The following is an 18,996-nucleotide window of genomic DNA, read 5'->3' as shown; positions in this document are numbered from 1 at the left end:
TTCTCCTCGAGAAAATACGATGACCACACCACGAGTTACCCCCTGGCAGGATGGTGAGCCTGTCGATGCGGACCTTCTTAATGCGATGAAAGCCCGACGTCCCGGTGGGGAACTGATTGGCATTGACCGCATATTGATTAAAAGCTTTCCGCTGGCCACAGGCTGGAATGAACTGATGATCCGGGTTCGTCAGCAATTTTCCCTCAGCCTTGAATACCGGGAACTGATCATGTTGCGTGTAGCCTCACTCAACAAAGCAGAATTTGAATGGAACGTGCATTACCCTGCTTATCTGGATGCAGGCGGAACGGCTGAAAAAGCGGCTGCGCTTGAGCCTGCCTCAGTGTCATCCCTGTTTAATGAAACCGAAACCCTGCTCATCAGGCTTACTGACCAGTCAACACAAGGAGTGTTCGTGGATGAAAATATCATCGACGAATTGAAACGCCGGCTTGGTGAAAAAGAGACCGTGGAAGCTGTTGCGACCGTCGCGACCTATAACATGGTGTCGCGTTTCCTTGTCGCCCTTGCCATCTGATAATCCCCCTTTTTACCGGTGCAATTTATGAATAAAAAATATCGCGCTATGCAGATTGTTGCCCCCGGTGTGCTGGAAATGACAGAGCGACCGATACCCGTTCCCGGCCCGGATGAGGTGCTTATCAAAATTGAAGCATGCGGAGTATGCGGTGCCGATCTCCGGGACGCGGAAAAAGCGCCGCAGGAGGGCCAGCCCGGGCGCATCCCGGGACATGAAATCGTCGGATACATTGCGCGCAAGGGCGGCAGGGTGCCCGATATCTGGCAAACCGGCCAGCGAGTCGGTGTCGGGCGTCTGGGCGGTTACTGTCAGCACTGCAACCCCTGTCGCAGCGGGCTTTTTCATCTTTGCGAAAACCAGCTGACGCCAGGTCTCAGCTGCGATGGCGGCTATGCCGAGTACGTTGTCATGCGTTATACCGCGCTGATCGCTATTCCCGCAGAACTCTCTTCCGTACATGCCGCCCCAATCCTCTGCGCCGGTACTGCTACCTTTAACGCGCTGCGTCATTCCGGCGCCAGGGCAGGCGACAGAGTCGCTGTTCTCGGGATGGGGGGACTGGGTCACATGGCCGTTCAGTACGCCCGTAAAATGGGTTTTGAGGTGACGGTAGTGGCGCGTGGTCATGAAAAAGAACGTGCGGCCTTTCAACTGGGCGCGCATCACTACATCGATGCGCTCAGTGAAGACGCAGCAGCGCGCCTGAAAGCTGACGGCGGGGGGGATTTTATTCTGGCCACGGCTTCAGATTCAGAAACGGTCTCAGGCCTGCTGTCTGCTCTTGCCCCCCAGGGGAAAGCGATCCTGTTGGGGACCGGACGAACGCCCCTGCAGATTATGCCGGGCATGATGATTGGCGCGGAACGCTCGCTGTCAGGTTCCTTTGTCAGCACACCCGCTCAAACCGAACGTGCGCTGCGTTTCAGTCACCTCTTTCAGACGTTGCCCGTCACAGAACAACTGCCGCTTGAGCAGGCCAATGAGGCGCTCAACAGGCTGAAGATGGGTCATGCACGCTACCGGATGGTGCTCACAATGAATCAGGATAATTAATCACATGTCCACAGAACAGTTCCTGCCTGTTGCAGACCAGAACAATAATATCATCCGCCTCTCGGCCGCCCAGGCTCTCGCTGGTGCTAACTCGGTGGTTTTTTATGCCACGGGGGCCATTGTAGGTAACGCTATCGCGCCCAGTAGTTCTCTGGCTACGCTGCCCATCACCATGTTTGTTCTGGGCATGGCGGCCTGCATCCTGCCGTTAGGTTCACTGGCGCGAAAAAATGGCCGTAAGGCTGCCTTTATGGTCGGCACCGGGGCGGGGGTTATTACCGGACTGATAGCTGCCCTAGCCGTCCTTGTTGGTTCATTCATCCTCTTCTGCGTTGCCGCTTTTATCGGGGGGGCATATGCAGCCGTGGCGCTCAGCTTTCGTTTTGCCGCCACCGATGGCGTCACACCGGAACGACGGGCTCGCGCTTTGTCGCTGGTGATGGGAGGAGGCGTGATCGCCGGTGTGGTGGGCCCGATGCTGGTTTCCGCAACGATGCACCTCTGGCCACCTCACACCTTCGCTGTCACCTTCCTTGCCCAGGCGTTCGTGGCCGTCATCTCGGCGTTTATCCTCAACGGCGTGAAAACAGCCGAACCTGTCAGTGCAGCCAAAGCGGGTGGGCGGCCTTTGCGCGAAATAGTGCGTCAGCCGGGCTTTGCCAGAACCGTATTTAGCGGTGCGGTCACCTATATGGTGATGAACTTCCTGATGACGGCTGCACCGCTTTCGATGCACATGCACGGTATTTCTCAGCAGGCGTCCAACCTGGGGATTCAGTGGCACGTTATTGCCATGTACGGCCCGGGATTTTTCACCGGCAAGTTAATCAACCGTTTTGGTGCCATGCGTATCGCCGCGACGGGTCTGCTTATCACTGCATGTGCGGTCCTGGCCGGTCTCGACGGAACCGATATTTTCCATTACTGGCTGTCGCTGATATTACTGGGCCTTGGCTGGAATTTTGGCTTCACCGGCGCATCGGCGAAAATCATTGAATATCACCGTCCCGAAGAGAAAACCCAGGTCCAGTCTTTGAACGATTTTGTGGTGTTCGGGGTAATGATCGTGGGATCATTTTCTTCAGGCGCGCTGCTCAGTTTCTACGGCTGGAACGCCGTCTTGTGGGGGGCACTTGTGCCTGTCGGTCTTGCATTTATAGGTATCGTAAAAGAACTGCAGGCAAAAGGTCAGAGTAAATTATCATCCCGATAAAGGTTGCTTTGCTGACGGAGCACTCATCCTATTCATGTAAAACTCTATTAAGCCCAAAATTAACAAAGAGGGTTTCGGATATGTTCATCAATGCTTTGTCGGGCAGAATTTTTCTACGTCCGCTCTTCGCTCCGAGTAGAGCGTGAGTCATATAGCAATCTGTTTTGTACCATAAACTGACGTTGCGGGATTCACGACATTAAGTTCAAAATCAAGTGTTGAACTCTTACCATTAACGGACGATGATAAGAAAAACTTGAAATACAATCGTTAAAACCTTCGCTATTAAAGTATTTAATTTCTTTGGTGGAAGGCCCCATTTCCGTAGCCTTTGTAATACATTTAGAGGGAGTTTTATGTATTTATCAAAACTTGGAATCCGTAATTTTAGAAACTTTGAGGCTGCTCACATTCCACTGGCAGGTAATGTTGTGTTATTGGGGGAAAATCGTGTCGGTAAAAGTAATCTGCTTTTCGCAATTCGACTGGTTATTGATCCTACTCTTCCTGATTCAGCCAGGCAGCTTAAGCTGTCAGATTTCTGGGATGGCTGCGACCTTGAATCAAACCCTCAAATTGAGGTGCACCTTGAATTCGCCGATTTCGACAGTGACCCTTGCCTCTCAGCTCTGTTGACCGATTTTCGCATCGCAGAGGATCCTACCGTAGCAAGGTTGAGCTACATTTTTCGAAAAAAGGAAGAAGTCGATGGGGCTCCACGTTCGGGTGAAGACTGTGAGTTTATTGTTTTTGGCGGAGGTCTGGAATCGCGAGCCATTCCTGGACGCGTCAGGCGGCGGATCGCCATTGATATGCTGGACGCGTTACGCGATGCAGAAGCTCAACTTGCTTCCTGGCGAAACTCCCCGCTACGTCCCTTATTGGAAGATGCATTCTCTACATTGAGCCGAGCCGATTTGGATCGCGTAGCAACTGAGCTTCAGGCAGCAACGGAAACCATGGAGAAGTTCCCATCAATTAAGGATCTCGAAAATTCTCTGCGTGGTGGCATTCTTGACCTGGCTGGAACTGCTCACGATTTAGATGCCCGCCTCCGTTTTGCACCTACTGACCCGCTTAGATTGATGCGTTCTATCTCTATGTTCATCGATGATGGAAAGAGAGGCATTATTGAAGCGAGCCTGGGTTCTGCGAACGTGGCTCTGATATCACTCAAGCTAGCAGAGTTTGCATGGCGACGTGAAAAGAATGAACGTAATTTCTCTCTGCTTTGTATTGAAGAACCCGAAGCACACCTTCACCCACAGCTTCAGCGTGCTGTTTTTCACAAACTTTTCAATAATGCTGACAAAGATCAGTCTTTGATTGTAACGAGCCATTCTCCCACCTTGGCAACCATTGCTCCTCTTCGTTCTGTCGTTCGCATTTGCAGGGATCCTAAAGGGCGTTCACGAGCTTTTTCCCTAGCCGAGCTGCCAGTAAACAGTGAAGAACTCGACGACATTGAACGATATTTAACAGCAACCAGATCGGAGCTGCTTTTTGCTAATGGAGTAATATTTGTTGAAGGCGATGCTGAGGAGGTTTTACTTCCAGGTTTCGCACAGGCCATGGGGATCAATCTCGACCAGCTTGGGATTACGGTATGTAACGTAGCGGGAGTTAATTTTGAACCATACGTGAAGCTGGCAGCCAGCCTCGGACTACCTTTTTCCGTCATAACCGACTGGGATCCACTGGATGGTACGAAACAACCGATGGGTAAAACACGTTCAATTAGTATCTGGCAGGCATATAGCGATGTGTCGGCGAAACTGAAAAAACTAACCCCTGAAAATATGATTTGGTTGAATAGAAGTTCTTATGAAGCTTGTAAGGCTGTATTTGAAAGGATTGGCATTTTTTTAAACGATCAGACATTTGAAGTCGCTGTGGCCAATACGACAGGTCTCAAAGAAGCGCTGCTTGATATCCTCGATGAACAGGGATTTGGTGCGTTACGTTCATCAAGGATTGCTTCATGGCGTGCTGGTATTGTTCCAGACCCGACGCAACTTCTCGCGATGATATCAGACATAGGTAAAGGACGTTTGGCTGCCAAGCTGAAGCAAAAGGCACCTGAGCTTGCGCCGCCGGAGTATATTGCTTCAGCTATTCAATATGTGGTGTCGAATGTCTGACTGGCGCGCACTTTCAGATGCTCTTAATGAGCTATTGCCGAACAGAGAGCAGTACGCTGCGGCCACATACCCTGGCCACTGCGTAGTTATTGCTGGGCCAGGCAGCGGGAAAACCAAAACACTTACGACCGCCATGGCACGTGTCCTGATTGAAGAGGTCGCTGACCCCCGAGGCGTGGCCTGTATTACTTACAACAATGAATGCGCTTCTGAACTTGAAGGACGTCTGGCATGCTTTAAGGTCATTGGCGATGATCGGAACTTTATTGGTACCGTACATAGCTTTGCATTAAATCAGGTTTTAATCCCCTACTCACGATGTATACCGGGTTTGCTGCCGGATGATTTTCGTGTGGCGACCAGAGATGAGAGTCGCGCGGCTGTTGAAATGGCTTACCAGGCTAGATTCGGAACTGACGGAGATCCTCATGCACGGTGGAAATTTGCAGAAGAGAAACGACGCCGGGATGTGAATCGACTCCTACCGGCTTGGCGAAATAACAATCCGGAGCTGGCAGATTTTATTGAAGGTTATGAGGCAGAACTTCGGCGCTTAGGACTGATTGACTTCGATGATATGCCACTCATCGCTTTTCGTATTATTAGTGAGCATGAATGGGTACGTAATGCTATCCGGTCGCGTTATCCTGTCTTGTTTGTAGATGAATATCAGGATCTGGGGCACGCTCTTCATGAGCTGGTACTGCTGCTGTGCTTTAACGGTGGAATACGATTATTTGCGGTCGGGGATGCAGATCAGTCCATTTACGGATTTAATGGTGCAAATCCAGGGCTACTGGACAGTCTTGTTTCACGGGCAGATGTTAGACCGTTCCGTCTTCGCTTTAACTATCGATCTGGCGCTAAAATTATCAGGGCATCATTAGGAGCCTTGGGAGAAGACCGCGATTATACTGGCCCCGATGGTAATCCAGAGGGAGAGTTAGGATTCCATGGGATTAATGGGGATTATGACGCACAGGCGCATTTTATCGCTCATGATCTAATTCCCTCGTTGTTTGAAAGAGGGTTTCAGCCTGAACGCATTGGGGTTCTTTACCGGGCAGCCTGGCTTGGCGATAAAGTTGCGGATGAGTTCAAGGCCAGAAATATTGCCATAATACGTGCTGACAGTAATGCTCTCATTAAGCGTAATTCTCGTCTTTCACGTTTCATCGAAGCATGCAGTCAGTGGGTTACAGGGGGATGGAAAGAAGCCTCTCCGCCATTTAACCTATTACTGGGTCAGGCGCTCTTTCTTGTTTATGGCCGCCGCGCAAGCCGTGCTGAAGAACAATTACAGACCGTACAGCTCATCACTTTTTTACGAAACGGAATCGATAAAGCGGAAAGTGCTCACGAGTGGCTGAGACGTTTAAATGATGAAATCATCACCGGCTGGATGGGTATCTCACAGAACACTCAGCAGGAATGGGATGTCATCGCTGAGTTACTGAAACGAACCGATCCCCTCAGGGGATTGGATATGTCTCTGGATGTTTTCGCTGGGAAAGTAGAAGGAAGCGGGCGCATTGCCCTTAGTACTTTTCATAGTGCAAAAGGTCGAGAATTTGATGTAGCCATAATGTTTGGAGTAAATAAATATGATTTCCCAAGTAAGCGAGATATGGCTTCAGGTAATGCACTCCGCGAAGCACGACGCCTCTTTTATGTAGGCGTCACCCGCCCTCGAAAAGAGCTGCACTTGGTTTATGAAAAAGGTAAACATTCGCCTTGGATTACCGAACTGTATCATCGCAGTCAGCGGATGTAGAACCTTATAGAAAAACAAAGAGAAGTAATTCATCGCTTTGCAGGAGAGCCAGGCAGTGGATTGATAAGAATCTCTTTGGTCAACACACGAAACCCCTTCTTTTCTAACGTCTTTACCATCTGAGAGGGCGGGGCGTAAAACGCAGACGACGTCGTAAAGTGCTGGCAACAGAACATCTGCCGCTGCTCCGCCCGGCGGCGTCCGACCTGACCTGGTCGATGGATTTTGTCATGGACGCGCTCGCCACCGGTCGCAGGATCAAGTGCCTGACCTGTGTGGACGACTTCACGAAGAAGTGCCTGACAATTACTATCGCATTCGGGATTTCAGGCGTGCAGGTCACGCGTCTTCTGGACAGCATTGCACTGTTTCGAGGCTATCCGGCGACTATAAGAATTGACCAAGGGCCGGAGTTCACCTGCCGCGCACTGGAGCAATAAGCCTTTGAGCATGGTGTTGAATTGCGCATAATCCAGCCGGGAAAGCCAACGCAGAACGGATTTATTGAGAGCTTTAACGGACGATTTCGCCTTGAATGTCTGAATGAGCACTGGTTCAGCGATTTCGTTTACGCTATGAAAATCATCAGTGAATGGCGTCAGGATTATAACGAGTGCCGCCCGCACTCCGCGCTGAATTATCAGACGCCGTCTGAATTGGCGGCGGGCTGGAGAAAGGGTCATTCTGAGAATGAAGATTTCGACGTTACTAACTGAGCGCTGTATCTAATCCTGTGGGCAGGTCAAACTAGGTGCAAAGAGCGTGTGTTTTACACTTATGCTTCTTTAGCCAAAATCGGAATGTTTCTAAGCTTTATAGTATAAATATAAATAGTTAAGATATAATTACGATGGATAGTAATTTCTGTTATCAAAAAAGTGATCCAACCTGTATGTTTTGAAAAGAATGACATTTATAATGCCTATATACGATATGGAGGGGATATGTATTTTAAAGATGAAAGTCTGTTAAGTTTTTTGTTTAGAACCCAATTGCTCTATAGCGGCATAGATTTTTCCAACTTATTTACTTTTGGAGGCAGGATAAGGAGTCACTTAAAAGCCAAGAAAGAACTGTTGCCCTTATATCAGAGATTTAATGAAGGGCTATTATACTCAATACTTAATGACTACGAACATGAGCAAACTTCATTTTCACATCCATACAATGATTTGAAAATGGTTAAGGAATTTCTTAATTTAGGGTTTTGTCATGTTTACCAAAATAGTTGTGAGTCATTCACGTACTGTGATATGTGTATCGAAGAAAGTTACCATCATCATGGTGTCGGTTATTTAAAACGTCAATGGGGTAAAACTAAGTATTGCGATGTTCATAAAAAGTCACTTTCAGTCCTTCCCCCTTTATCATACAAAAATTCAGTTGACAGTATGTTCGAAATCCTGTCGGGAAACCTGCCTCATCCAAAAAAAATATATACATACTCAATGAATGAAGCATTACTTACCAGAGGAATGGGAAAAATAATCAGGCCGTTCTCATCTATCTATATTAAGCCTTGCGCATTACTTTTGCTGCAAAAATGGATTTACTGCAATAAAAATTATCTGCTAACTGTGCTACCAAAAAAAATTGGGGATCCTTATAGTATAGATCTCTTAAGGGAACTCAGTAAACATCCAGAAACTTATGTAAAACAAATATTTAAAAAACGAAATGAAGATAATCTGCAGGCATTTAATGATTTCATATCGGAAAACACTGTTATTACCACAGAGAAATATGGTGTTATCTATAAGGACAGTTTTAAATTCAAAATAATGAAAGCTAGAAATATCAAATGCAAATTTTCTATGAATAAAAAATTGTGTTATGGTTGTGAAATGTGGCAGAAATCATCAAAGTGAAAATGAAGAAATCAACCACTAGGTTTTTATTTGATTGTTATTATTTGGTTGGTCCAGGCGAGAAGGAATATTGAAGTTTTAACCTTTTGAAGTATTAAATGTATCATTATTTATACAGTAAATAATTATGGCTTTAGTTCAATTTACACTTTATAGTCTCCTATTAAGTAAGATGATATTTCTTATTCACCAGTTGAAGGTTTCCTTTTGGGTTTGTTCTGATCAAGGGAAGAGTGGAGCCATGTTTTTTGCATTAGTGATTTTATTTCAGCTGTTGATATTCTATTATCATATAAATGACGCTCCTCATAATATTGAGATTCATCTTTTATTGCTAAGTTCACTTTGTCTGAAATGGCGAAGTATCGTTGCAAACAGAATTTAAGAAATAATTTACGTGAAGGGGGGATATTATCACTGCGGTCATAAATATAATGAAGTAATCGTAATTTTTCGACCACTGCAGGTTCAGTATCACTATCCCATATACACTTGACGAGGTTATTGAGTGCAGTGTCGAGTTTTATCCTTCTTGAATTTTCAGCTTTACTAAGTTGTATTCTCTTTGGTAAGTGACTATCTGCATCAATAATTGGGTTTTCTATTTGATGCACTAAGTTAGAAAATAAAACACAGGCATAGCGTGCAAAATCAACGTCAATATTGTCACACTGTTCCGATTCATAAAATTGATCAGGGTAATATTCAACAGCAATGTGAGGGCTAGATGGTACTGGCCTGGACAATAATTGACAGCGGTGGCGGTAACAGACACTGACACCCGGGATCTGATGTTCGCAATGCCAGTATGGCACGCCATAATGCATCGCATCTTCTCTGGCGCATGCAGGGCAGAAGTGAAGTTGCATCCTTTGAGAGCTGTGATTACCAGTAAGTTGATATAACCATTGCAGGCGTGCCGGTGGACCATTCAACTGGCGCAGTTCTTTTGCATAACGGGGCATTGCCCATACCCATAAAGGAAATAAAGTTTGTTCTAACCAGAGGAGCCTGGGGTTTTCGTGGTTAACATCAGCAATGTCTGTCAAATGCTGTGTCAGGAAAGGATGGAATGATGATCTGGATTCCAGCCCAAGGCTTCTTGTAAATTTTTGTACTGAATACCCACTTACAGAAAGGCTTCTGCATAGTCTGCCATGCAGAGTTTCATTAGGAAATGGTTTTAATAACATAGACCACCACGCTGTATTTGCCCAGGGCATCAGGTTTCGATTGAAGGATCTTTGCAAAGCAGATCGTAATGTTCCAGCGCACTGTATCGACAATCGTTTTGCGATAGAGCTCGAAATAGCACTGCCTCGCATCGTTCAGCGAGGATAGCCTCAGTTTGCGCAGTATAGTTATTCAACATCTTCGCAAATTCCTCGTGTTGAGGTCGCTGTAAATCACCTGTAACAGTAAATGATTTGTGGACCGATTTTACGAGTCTGGGCTTGGATATCTTAAATTGTGTCGGGCTGACATCTGGTTTTTCACTTATTCTAATTATCTCCTCAAAAGCCGATAATCCTTGCTGTTCTTCAGCACAAATAAGCGTATCCGTAACAATAAATTCGTCTGACCGACTGGTTAATACAGATTCGGAAAGCCTTAGCAAAGCGGGTGTGATTAATTCATTACCAGTGCCAATAATTTTTAATTGTGCATTCACAAATAATCGTTGAGCTATTGCCAGATTTCCTTTCGATAGCTTATGCATTTGAATGTTGAGCTCATCAGTAAGCGGGGTGTATACATTAGTCCATTGATATCGCCAAAGGTACTGAATGAAAGATTGCCAGTCTGAAGTCTGATATGCGAGCGGATTGAGACGCATGAAACCTGCGGTTTCAGCTCGTCTTGCAAAACGTAAACGTTGCCGCATTTTCTCTTCAAATTCAGTATTTCCGCAAAAAATCAGCGGCACCCCTAATGTATCGACAATTTCGTGAAGAAAATTTATAAGCTGCTCATCACCGTTTGTGCGGGTCAACCTTTGCATTTCATCAATGACCAGCACGCCAATGAATGAAGTCTTAATTTTCTGAGCGATGAGCCGGAGTAATGTTCCACTGCGTGATGGCGGGGGCGTTCGCTCGAATCCAAGGGCATCATCAATGACAGCAAGTAAGATTTCAGTCAAATCACGTGCTTTCGAATTTGGGGGGCAATTTACTTTGAGCCAGACAACCTGACGAAGTGGAGCAAGGTCGTGCCCATGATATTCAGTATGGTCAATGACCTGAGGAAAATGTCCTAGTACCTGTTCGAGCATCGTTGATTTGCCAACTCCGCTCATACCTGTAACAGAAAATGTTCCTGCCTGGGGACGATGAAAACCGTCACCCAAGGTCTTACCCAGACTTCCGTCGATGCTGTAATGAAGAAAACGCACTGTATGAATGTCAAGCGGGTTGCGGTTCACATAACCAGTTCGCAAGAGCCGGACTATCGCTTTATAACAATCATAGAAAGATTCTTGAGGGCAGCGGAAGGCATCTATTCGGTCAATGTACTGTTCACGGATAGAGTTGCTGAGTTCACGCTCATTATCATCAATCTCGGGAAAATTGCTGAGAGACAGCATAACCTCTTCCCTCGACATCTGGGGGGGCAGCGCTTCAATAAGAGGATTGCCTCTGTACTCCGGTAAGTCTGCCTTACGATATATCGCTTGTACAGTCATTCCTATTTATCCTTTTTATAATAATTATTTTGTTTAGCAAGCCACTCCTTCCTTGCTTCAGGTCCGGGTAAAATCAAAATGTTATTAGCTGGAGGCAGATTGTAATAATCTTTAGTGTTTATGGGACCCCCTTGTTGAGCAAAAAGAACTTCATTTTTACGGTTTTCCCTGATGTTTTGATAGCGGCCATGTCCTTTAGTTCTCAATGCCTTGAGTAAATTTTCGCCGTCCAGTTCATTTTTTTGAATCAATTTGCGCAACTCCACAGAATCAGCTGTGATTATATTGCTGCTTCTATGTATATCAATGATGTCTGCTACCACCTCCGCCTCCATGTGGGGCATACCTCGAAATATCTTTCTTCTGGACAGGAGTTCACTTTGAGAAAAAGGGGTGTCCTTACTTTTTCTTATATAAATCATGTCCATTGAATTATCGTTAATCCGCACGTCTATTCGTGTATGACCAAAGTTTCTTGCTGCCACCATCTCATCATCTGAGCATTCATAGAAACGATTTCCATACTGAATGCCCTTTCCGGTAACGCTAGCACTATCCGGGTACAGAAGTTTGGATATGATTTCTTGTTCAGATATCTGGTAACCGCTGAAACGGAAATTTGCGACACTGATATTCCAGCTGTTTACAGGAGTTGCAATTAGATTATTTTTAAGAAGAAGAGGATTTATATAGAGAAGTTCTTTATTCAGAGCATGGTTATACTCATCTACAGCACGGATCATGATTTGTGTGAAGGCCTTAAGGGTGTAGCATGAGCTAAGCTGTGGCCGCGCTTCCCCTCTAACAACAAATCCACCTCTTGTCGTTCCCAGTAGTTTATGGACTGCTTTATGGTTTAGTATACGAAATCGGCTTTCAACAATGCTTTTCAGATCTGCTCTGTAGGAAGGGGCAAACATTAACTCTGTGAAGGGTACCACTGCTGACTGAGCTTTCAGCCCAATCAATTCAGCGTTATCACAAAGTAACTTTGTTGGGACATGGCTGCACGGCCAGCGGCTATCACTGATATCATTGATACCAAATAATTGACAATATGCCTCTTTTGGTGAAAAGCAGTTAGCAAGTGCCTGAGCAGCCGCTCGCCACGAAGCATAAAGATAAGAAACATGCATACCCGTTATCATTCTGGTAGCACGGTCGACAACCAAATATACTGTTGGCCGGCCAACCACATTTCCGGTCAACTCAGATATCAAATGTACATCAGCAACTGTGGCATCAATTTCAAATACTGAGCCAGGGAGTGTATCAGTGTTTGCTGAGGAACCAGCTAACGCGCGTTTATTGAGTAAGAAATCTCTTTCTGTAGTTCGTCTCCGTGCAATTTGGGCAAGCGAGAATAGTTTGGTAATACAATATCTGAACTGTGCCAGAGACGGATAGGGAATAACTGCTTTATCCGTTTGTGAGACCAGTTCAGGAAAATATTCTTCAAGGTAGATGCGCCAGCATTCCGTCTGGCTTTTACCTCGAGGTTTGAGATAATATTTTTGGAGGATTTTTTTTATGTTAGCAGTATCAAGATCGGACATGACGTAGATGTCTGACCGACCGTCAACAATGACGCGCCCCTTCTTTTTTCGACCAACTGAAACAGATTTGAGTGATTTTTTTCCACCGACTCCTCCGCTTTTTGCGTAAGCAGGTGTCAGTGACTGTTTACCTCGCCCATACTTCCAATAATTTGATAGCAACTGTCTTATCGTGGTGTAGCTGATGTTGTTGTTCGTGGCATAATTTCTTAATATCGGACTTCGTTCATTGAGAGCGTATAAAAAGAGAAATTCACGGTCTGATATTAGAGGGGTGATTAAGGCGAAGTTCTTATCTCGCCTAAGTCTGTTTTTTTCGGGTATTTCATCTTCTGTAGCCATCATCCACACGGGGATTTGATAGTTGAGTTGCACAATTTTTTTTGCCTGAATGCCAAGCTTAAAAGGCTCAATGTAGAAGAACTTTGGACGTGTGATTTTGTTGTCGCTAATTTCATATAGCACCATGCTTCCAGTTTCACTGTACAGTGCAAGAACCCGGTAAAGAACATCGGAAAGTCCTTCAACACCAGAGACCGACCATACAGAATTCTCAATTATTTTCATTAGTCAGGCCCACCTCGTATGCACTGTTACGTAAAACTGAAATGTACCCACAATTGACGATGTCCGAAGTCAAATCTACTTCAATGCTTTTAGTTGCCAACATAAATTTCAGTATAAAAAGTGATCTTTCAGGAGGGATTCGCAGGAACAAAGACATTTTTTTGACAATATCAGAAATCATATACTGGCCGGGTGGTAGTCTTCTCAGTATCGAAGAGTCAATGTTTAAATCTGGCAACCCATTCATACGAAAAGGTGCAGTAAACCAATTAATATTTTCGCTCTTAATCTTATTAATTTTACTACCTGTGTAAACCTGGAACTGAATGTTAATTCCCTCCCAGAAAAGTCGTTCAATCTCCTGCTTTTCTGCATCACGTTTGGAAATTATTTCATCTGGTTTGATAGAGTAAGCGCGGTATTTGATGCTTCCATTCGGATTCCTGAATGTCAGAACGAAGTCAGTTGTCATAACAGCAGGCGTTGCCGCGATGTCTGTGCTTTTGACGTTACGGCGTAATGTCGGATGAGGAACATTAAGAATGCGAGAAATATTTTGAGTGAGAGTGATCGGCAGAAGAGGAAATTGCTCGCGAATATCTATTACAGCATCATTGAATTCGGCAAGGTAGTAAAATTCACTTTCAATACTGGACAATGTATTGTGCTGTCTGAATGTTTTTAAACCACGTATGGCTGAGCGTATTCCTGTAGATTGTTTAAAGTCTTGTGGCCTAATCCATGGCTGATAGTTTTCCCCAGAGCCGATACCCACCCCGTCTTTAAGTGCTTTTTCATAGCTCTCAAGCGATGTAAACCGTCTTCCTCTGCTCATAACAACCTCATGAGAACAGGCGAATAAGATTTGTACTTCACCTTCTATAAGTGTAGTCCTGTTTGCACAGGTTACAAAAAAATGAAGATAGCCTCAAATGCCTGTAAAAGCGTCATTAAATCAGATCGTTATTCAGGATAGTGACATAACTTTGTTATGAGAAACGTGATTAGTGACATAACTCTGTGATTAGTTACATAACTTTAATATGACGCGACACACTCCACTTTTTTATTCCAGCCACCTCACAAAAAACGATCCTTCTCTTTGATTGATTTTTCATCTTCACCTATATGACTAGTCATGAAATTTAAATGACTAGTCATATAGGGAGGGACCATGAAGCAACAACTGCCGGCCAACTTTTTATGGGGTAACTCGGTGTCCAGTATGCAGACGGAAGGCGCATGGAATGAGGGCGGAAAAGGGATGTCCGTCTACGATATTCGCGAAGCCAGCGAACATGCCTCCGACTGGAAGGTGGCGACCGACTCGTACCATCGCTACCGGGAAGATTTTGATTTAATGCAGGATTTGGGCATGAACTGCTACCGCTTCCAGATCGCCTGGAGCCGGGTGTGTCCCCAGGGCGACGGTGCGTTTAACGACGAGGGCATCGCCTTTTACGACCGCTTTATCAATGACCTGCTTGCCCGCGGCATTGAGCCGATGATCTGCCTTTATCATTTCGATATGCCGCTGGCGCTAGCGCAGGAGTACAACGGCTTCAACGACCGCCGGGTAATGGACGCCTTTATCCGCTACGGCAAAAAGATGATCGACTGCTTTGGCGATCGCGTGAAGTACTGGCTGACCTTCAACGAGCAGAACATCTTCCACATGCCGGAAGCGTTCCGCATTTCCGGGTACATGAAAGGGGAGCAAACCCTGCGCGAGCTGTATGAGCTCCAGCACCATACGATGGTGGCGCACATGGCGCTGACGGAATACCTGCACCAGACCCGGCCGGGCAAGCTGATGGGCGGGATGCTGGCGCACCAGCTGATCTATCCCGCCACCTGCAAGCCGCGCGACATCTTCTGCGCCCAGCAGTACGACGAATTCCTAAACCAAAACCTGCTGCGCGTCTTTGCCGGACAAGGCTACAGCCCGGCGGTGATGGCGGTCGTTGAGCAGGAAGGCTTCGGCGATATCTACCGCGCGGAAGATCTTGCCCTGCTGGCGCGCACCAAAAATGACTACATGGCGTTCAGCTATTACGCCAGTAAAACCCTCGACAGCGATGCCGTTCCTGAGGGAACCCCGGTTAACTACTATCTGCTGCACGGCGAGAAAAATAACCCGTTCCTGAAGGCCACCGAGTGGAACTGGCAAATCGATCCGCTGGGCTTTCGCACCATCATCACGCGCTACTACAACGACTGGCGCCTGCCGGTGTTCCCGATTGAAAACGGCATTGGGGTGATCGAATCCTGGGACGGGGTGAACCCGATAGAGGATACCTACCGTATCGACTATCACCGGGCGCACATCGACGCCATGAAAGCGGCGATGTTTGAGGACGGCGCGCAGGTGATGGGCTACCTCGGCTGGGGGCTTATCGACATTCTTAGCTCGCAGGGGGATATGCGCAAGCGCTACGGCGTGGTGTACGTGAACCGCGAAAACCACGACCTGCGCGACTTAAAAAGGGTGCCGAAGAAGAGCTATGCGTGGCTGAAAAAGGTAATCCATACCAACGGACGCGAGATGTAAGCCGTACGCTGCCGGGCCGTTTTTGTGACTGATTGATGGGAAATATCCGCTATGTCTGAAACAAAAATTACACCGAACATGCAGTCCTTTGTCGACAGATTTGTTGAGTTCTCGGCGCGCCTGGCAAACCAGGTGCACCTCCGCTCGCTGCGCGATGCCTTCGCCACGGTGATGCCGATCTTCATCCTCGCCGGTCTGGCGGTGCTGGTGAACAACGTGGTGTTTCCGTGGATTTTTCACGGCGACACGCTGGCCGGGTTCAAGGTGTGGGGCGAGGCGATCGTCAACGGCACGCTGAATATCGCGGCGCTGCTGCTGGCCCCGATGATTGCCTGGTCGCTGGCGCGCAACAAAGATTTCGACAATCCGGTCTCGGCAGTGGTTATCGCCGTTAGCAGCTTTATCATCATGATGCCGATGCGCCTGCAGGTGACGCCCGTCGGGAGCGAAACCACGGTGAGCGTGATGCAGGTGCTGTCGTTCGCCAACATCGGCTCGACCGGGATTTTCGCCGGCGTGCTGATTGGCCTGGTTTCCACGGAGCTGTTTATGGCCATTTCGCGCCTCAAGGCGCTGAACATCTCGCTGGGGGAAAACGTGCCCCCGGCGGTGAGCAAATCCTTTACCGCGCTGATCCCGACCATCTTCACGCTCTCGATTTTCGCGATACTCGCGGCGGTGCTGGCAAACGTGCTGCACACGGATCTGATCCATTTGATCACTACCTTTATTCAGCAGCCCTTACGGCTGATTAACACCAGCCTGCCGGGGACGATCTTTATCTACAGCTTTGGCAATTTCCTCTTCACGCTCGGCATTCATCAGTCGGTGGTGAACAGCGTGGTGCTGGAGCCTTTCCTGCTTATCAACACTAACGAGAACATGCTGGCCTTTGCTAACGGTCAGCCGATCCCGCACATCATCAACAATATCTTTGTCCCGACCTTTGGCATGGTGGGCGGCACGGGGAGCACCATCTCGCTGCTGATCGCAATCTTTATCTTCTCCCGCCAGAAGTCGGCGAAGCAGGTGGCGCGGCTGTCGCTGGCGCCGGGCCTGTTTAATATTAACGAGCCGGTGATTTTTGGCCTGCCGATCGTCTTCAACCTGCCGCTGATGATCCCCTTTGTGCTGCTGCCCGCTATCGGCATCTACTTTGCCTGGCTCTGCACCACGCTCGGGCTCATGTCGCGCTGCGTGGTGATGATCCCCTGGACAACGCCGCCGGTTCTCAGCGCCTGGCTGGCTACCGCCGGGGACTGGCGGGCCGTGGTTGTGCAGTTGGCAATCATCATATTTGGTGTATTCTTCTACCTGCCTTTCCTCAAGATTGCCGAGCGAGTGGCGTTGAAAAACAGCGGGATAGAAAACTAACGAAAGGAAGGGACGATGGCGGCGAAGTACATCACCATAGCGCGGGAAATCAAGAAGCGCATTATCAGCCAGCAGTATGCCGCCAATGAACCGCTGCCGGATCAGTTCGCGCTGGCGGCGGAGTTCAGCACCAGCCGGATGACCATTCAGCAGGCCATGCGCCAGCTGATTGTCGAAGGGCTGGTCTATACCCGTCAGGGGCAGGGGACGTTTATTCGCAAGAACTTCCTGCAGCTCTCGCAGTGGGATCTTTCGGGGAGCGACTATTTTGGCGCGACCAAAACGTGGGAACATCTGGGAACCGTAACGAGCCAGGTGGTTCATTTCGAGCTGCGTTTTCCCAATGAGAAAGAGCAGGCCTCGCTGATGATCGGCGCCGATGCGCCGGTGTACGACTTTATTCGTCTGCGGCTGCTGAACGGCGAGCCTATGTCGCTGGATTCCACCGTTATGCCGCTCAACCTGGTGCCCGGCCTGAATAAAACCCACCTCGAAAGCTCGGTGTTCCGCTATGTGCAGGAAAATCTGGGGTTAAAGATTATGGGGTCATACCGCGTGGTGCGCGCGCTCAAGCCGAACGCGCTGGATATGCAGCATCTGGTCTGCGAGCAAACCGATCCGGTTCTGGAAGTGGAGCAGGTTATCTATCTGGAAGACGGCACGCCGCTGGAGTATGCCCACTGCCACTATCGCTACGACCACGGCGGGATCGTGATCGTGAATAATGGGTAAGGTGTTACGCGTTCAGGCGCAAGACTCAAAGTAACTATCGGTATCTTTTATATAAAGATCGTTCTGGCATAAATAGTGGATTTGACCCGGTTTAAACGTAAAACGAATCTTTTGAAAAAAGGAGCGTTTAATTTTGCTGGTATTAGCCCGTGACAAGCCATAGTCATGGATTATTTCATGAACATGACGGATGCTTTCGGCCGAAACATATACAGGTGTTTTAGTCAGCTGAATAAGTTTGCTGATCCAGATATCGTCCGCGCGTGGACATACCTTAAGGAAGTCCTCATTGTAGTGGAAATATTCCGGGATCATACTTTTCTTCAGCACCACACCACCAAGACCGGTGATGATATAGTCCTGCTCGATCACTTTTGGCACGGTAATTAACGGGAAATTACGGTAGGTATCGAGGATATCTTTCTTCTTCTTTACCGTTTTACGGACGCGGGCAGCAACGACGCACTTTTGGTTGTGGCGATAAAATTCCGTGAGGAGAGTTTCAGCCCAGATTTCGTTATAAATAGCGTCGTCATCGGCATAGATCAGAATATCGTCTTCGTTAGCAACCTGTAACGCCGGAAATAACTTGCGGTAAGGTCCTGTATTCTTTACCCATTTGAAAACAAGGTTAGTACCCGTCTGACGAATTTTTTCCACCCACTCTGGTTCTTCAGTGATGCCTTCGTCACTGAGATAGGGGGTTTTGGATACCCAGACAACAATTTGATCGACTTTAGTGCTCTGGTTCGCCAGTGACCACACTGTTTGCGAACAGAGATAAAGGCGCGATTTGGTTGTTGTTAAGTTAATACTGATCATGTAACTAAGCGGGCTCCAGGAAGAATTTACAACCCTACAAAATGCAGAAAAAACTGATTTTACAGGTTGGCGCATCATAGCACTTAGCTTGAAAGAAGTAACCCCGAAGGTTTAACAG

At 47.4% G+C, this 18,996-nt stretch carries 14 protein-coding genes and 1 pseudogene; 10 read left to right on the top strand and 5 right to left on the bottom strand.

All coding sequences use genetic code 11. From position 1 onward, the window contains the following. The first annotated feature begins 19 nt into the window (after positions 1-19). From AB6V08_RS04035 to AB6V08_RS04005, 7 genes and pseudogenes are all read left to right on the top strand, one after another. Positions 20-538 carry a carboxymuconolactone decarboxylase family protein gene (locus AB6V08_RS04035; protein WP_057521445.1) on the top strand — a complete coding sequence of 173 codons (519 nt, stop codon included), beginning with the start codon at positions 20-22 and terminating at the stop codon, positions 536-538. A 27-nt stretch (positions 539-565) separates the two neighbouring features. Then, on the top strand, positions 566-1,594 hold the full coding sequence (locus AB6V08_RS04030; protein WP_057521444.1) for an alcohol dehydrogenase catalytic domain-containing protein: 1,029 nt from the start codon (positions 566-568) through the stop codon (positions 1,592-1,594). Positions 1,595-1,598: 4 nt separating this feature from the next. Next, positions 1,599-2,807, top strand: coding sequence for an MFS transporter (locus tag AB6V08_RS04025; RefSeq protein WP_130053473.1), 1,209 nt, complete (start codon positions 1,599-1,601; stop codon positions 2,805-2,807). A gap of 356 nt (positions 2,808-3,163) precedes the next feature. Further along, the gene (locus AB6V08_RS04020; RefSeq protein WP_172746141.1) at positions 3,164-4,948 is read left to right on the top strand and encodes an ATP-dependent nuclease; all 1,785 of its coding nucleotides are present in this window, start codon (positions 3,164-3,166) and stop codon (positions 4,946-4,948) included. After that, on the top strand, positions 4,941-6,722 hold the full coding sequence (locus AB6V08_RS04015; protein WP_172746142.1) for an ATP-dependent helicase: 1,782 nt from the start codon (positions 4,941-4,943) through the stop codon (positions 6,720-6,722). The genes AB6V08_RS04020 and AB6V08_RS04015 overlap by 8 nt, the downstream gene beginning before the upstream one ends. A 107-nt stretch (positions 6,723-6,829) precedes the next feature. Then, positions 6,830-7,438 (top strand): annotated as a pseudogene (locus AB6V08_RS04010) (integrase core domain-containing protein); the annotation flags it as partial. Positions 7,439-7,666: 228 nt separating this feature from the next. Beyond that, the gene (locus AB6V08_RS04005) at positions 7,667-8,590 is read left to right on the top strand and encodes a hypothetical protein (RefSeq protein WP_324662399.1); all 924 of its coding nucleotides are present in this window, start codon (positions 7,667-7,669) and stop codon (positions 8,588-8,590) included. Positions 8,591-8,772: 182 nt separating this feature from the next. Here AB6V08_RS04005 and AB6V08_RS04000 read toward each other — a convergent pair whose 3' ends face one another. The 4 genes from AB6V08_RS04000 to AB6V08_RS03985 are packed head-to-tail and all read right to left on the bottom strand — an operon-like array spanning position 8,773 to position 14,234. Beyond that, positions 8,773-9,783, bottom strand: a complete 1,011-nt coding sequence (locus tag AB6V08_RS04000) for a TniQ family protein (RefSeq protein ID WP_368541487.1) — start codon at positions 9,781-9,783, stop codon at positions 8,773-8,775. Between the two features lie 29 nt (positions 9,784-9,812). Then, a complete protein-coding gene (locus AB6V08_RS03995; RefSeq protein WP_130053403.1) occupies positions 9,813-11,276 on the bottom strand; it encodes an ATP-binding protein in 1,464 nt (487 codons plus the stop codon). Positions 11,277-11,278: 2 nt separating this feature from the next. Continuing rightward, complete coding sequence (locus AB6V08_RS03990) at positions 11,279-13,399, bottom strand: transposase (RefSeq protein ID WP_368541486.1); 2,121 nt, start codon at positions 13,397-13,399, stop codon at positions 11,279-11,281. After that, the gene (locus AB6V08_RS03985; protein WP_130053402.1) at positions 13,386-14,234 is read right to left on the bottom strand and encodes a TnsA endonuclease N-terminal domain-containing protein; all 849 of its coding nucleotides are present in this window, start codon (positions 14,232-14,234) and stop codon (positions 13,386-13,388) included. Before AB6V08_RS03985 ends, AB6V08_RS03990 begins: the two co-directional genes overlap by 14 nt. A 339-nt stretch (positions 14,235-14,573) precedes the next feature. Here AB6V08_RS03985 and AB6V08_RS03980 point away from each other — a divergent pair, with 339 nt between their 5' ends. The 3 genes from AB6V08_RS03980 to AB6V08_RS03970 are packed head-to-tail and all read left to right on the top strand — an operon-like array spanning position 14,574 to position 18,056. Beyond that, positions 14,574-15,950 carry a glycoside hydrolase family 1 protein gene (locus tag AB6V08_RS03980; RefSeq protein ID WP_368541485.1) on the top strand — a complete coding sequence of 459 codons (1,377 nt, stop codon included), beginning with the start codon at positions 14,574-14,576 and terminating at the stop codon, positions 15,948-15,950. A 51-nt stretch (positions 15,951-16,001) separates the two neighbouring features. Then, positions 16,002-17,324 carry a PTS sugar transporter subunit IIC gene (locus AB6V08_RS03975; protein WP_368541484.1) on the top strand — a complete coding sequence of 441 codons (1,323 nt, stop codon included), beginning with the start codon at positions 16,002-16,004 and terminating at the stop codon, positions 17,322-17,324. Positions 17,325-17,339: 15 nt separating this feature from the next. Further along, positions 17,340-18,056 (top strand): GntR family transcriptional regulator, encoded by a 717-nt coding sequence (locus tag AB6V08_RS03970; RefSeq protein WP_368541482.1) that lies wholly within the window; start codon positions 17,340-17,342, stop codon positions 18,054-18,056. A 12-nt stretch (positions 18,057-18,068) separates the two neighbouring features. Here the strand turns inward: AB6V08_RS03970 and AB6V08_RS03965 are convergent, their stop codons facing one another. After that, on the bottom strand, positions 18,069-18,878 hold the full coding sequence (locus tag AB6V08_RS03965; protein ID WP_368541481.1) for a glycosyltransferase: 810 nt from the start codon (positions 18,876-18,878) through the stop codon (positions 18,069-18,071). Positions 18,879-18,996 lie beyond the last annotated feature (118 nt).

This window comes from Enterobacter soli, from assembly GCF_964208575.1.
GTDB lineage: Bacteria > Pseudomonadota > Gammaproteobacteria > Enterobacterales > Enterobacteriaceae > Enterobacter > Enterobacter soli_A.
Note: the sequence above shows the minus strand (reverse complement) of the source record. Positions and strands in the feature narration are given on the sequence as shown.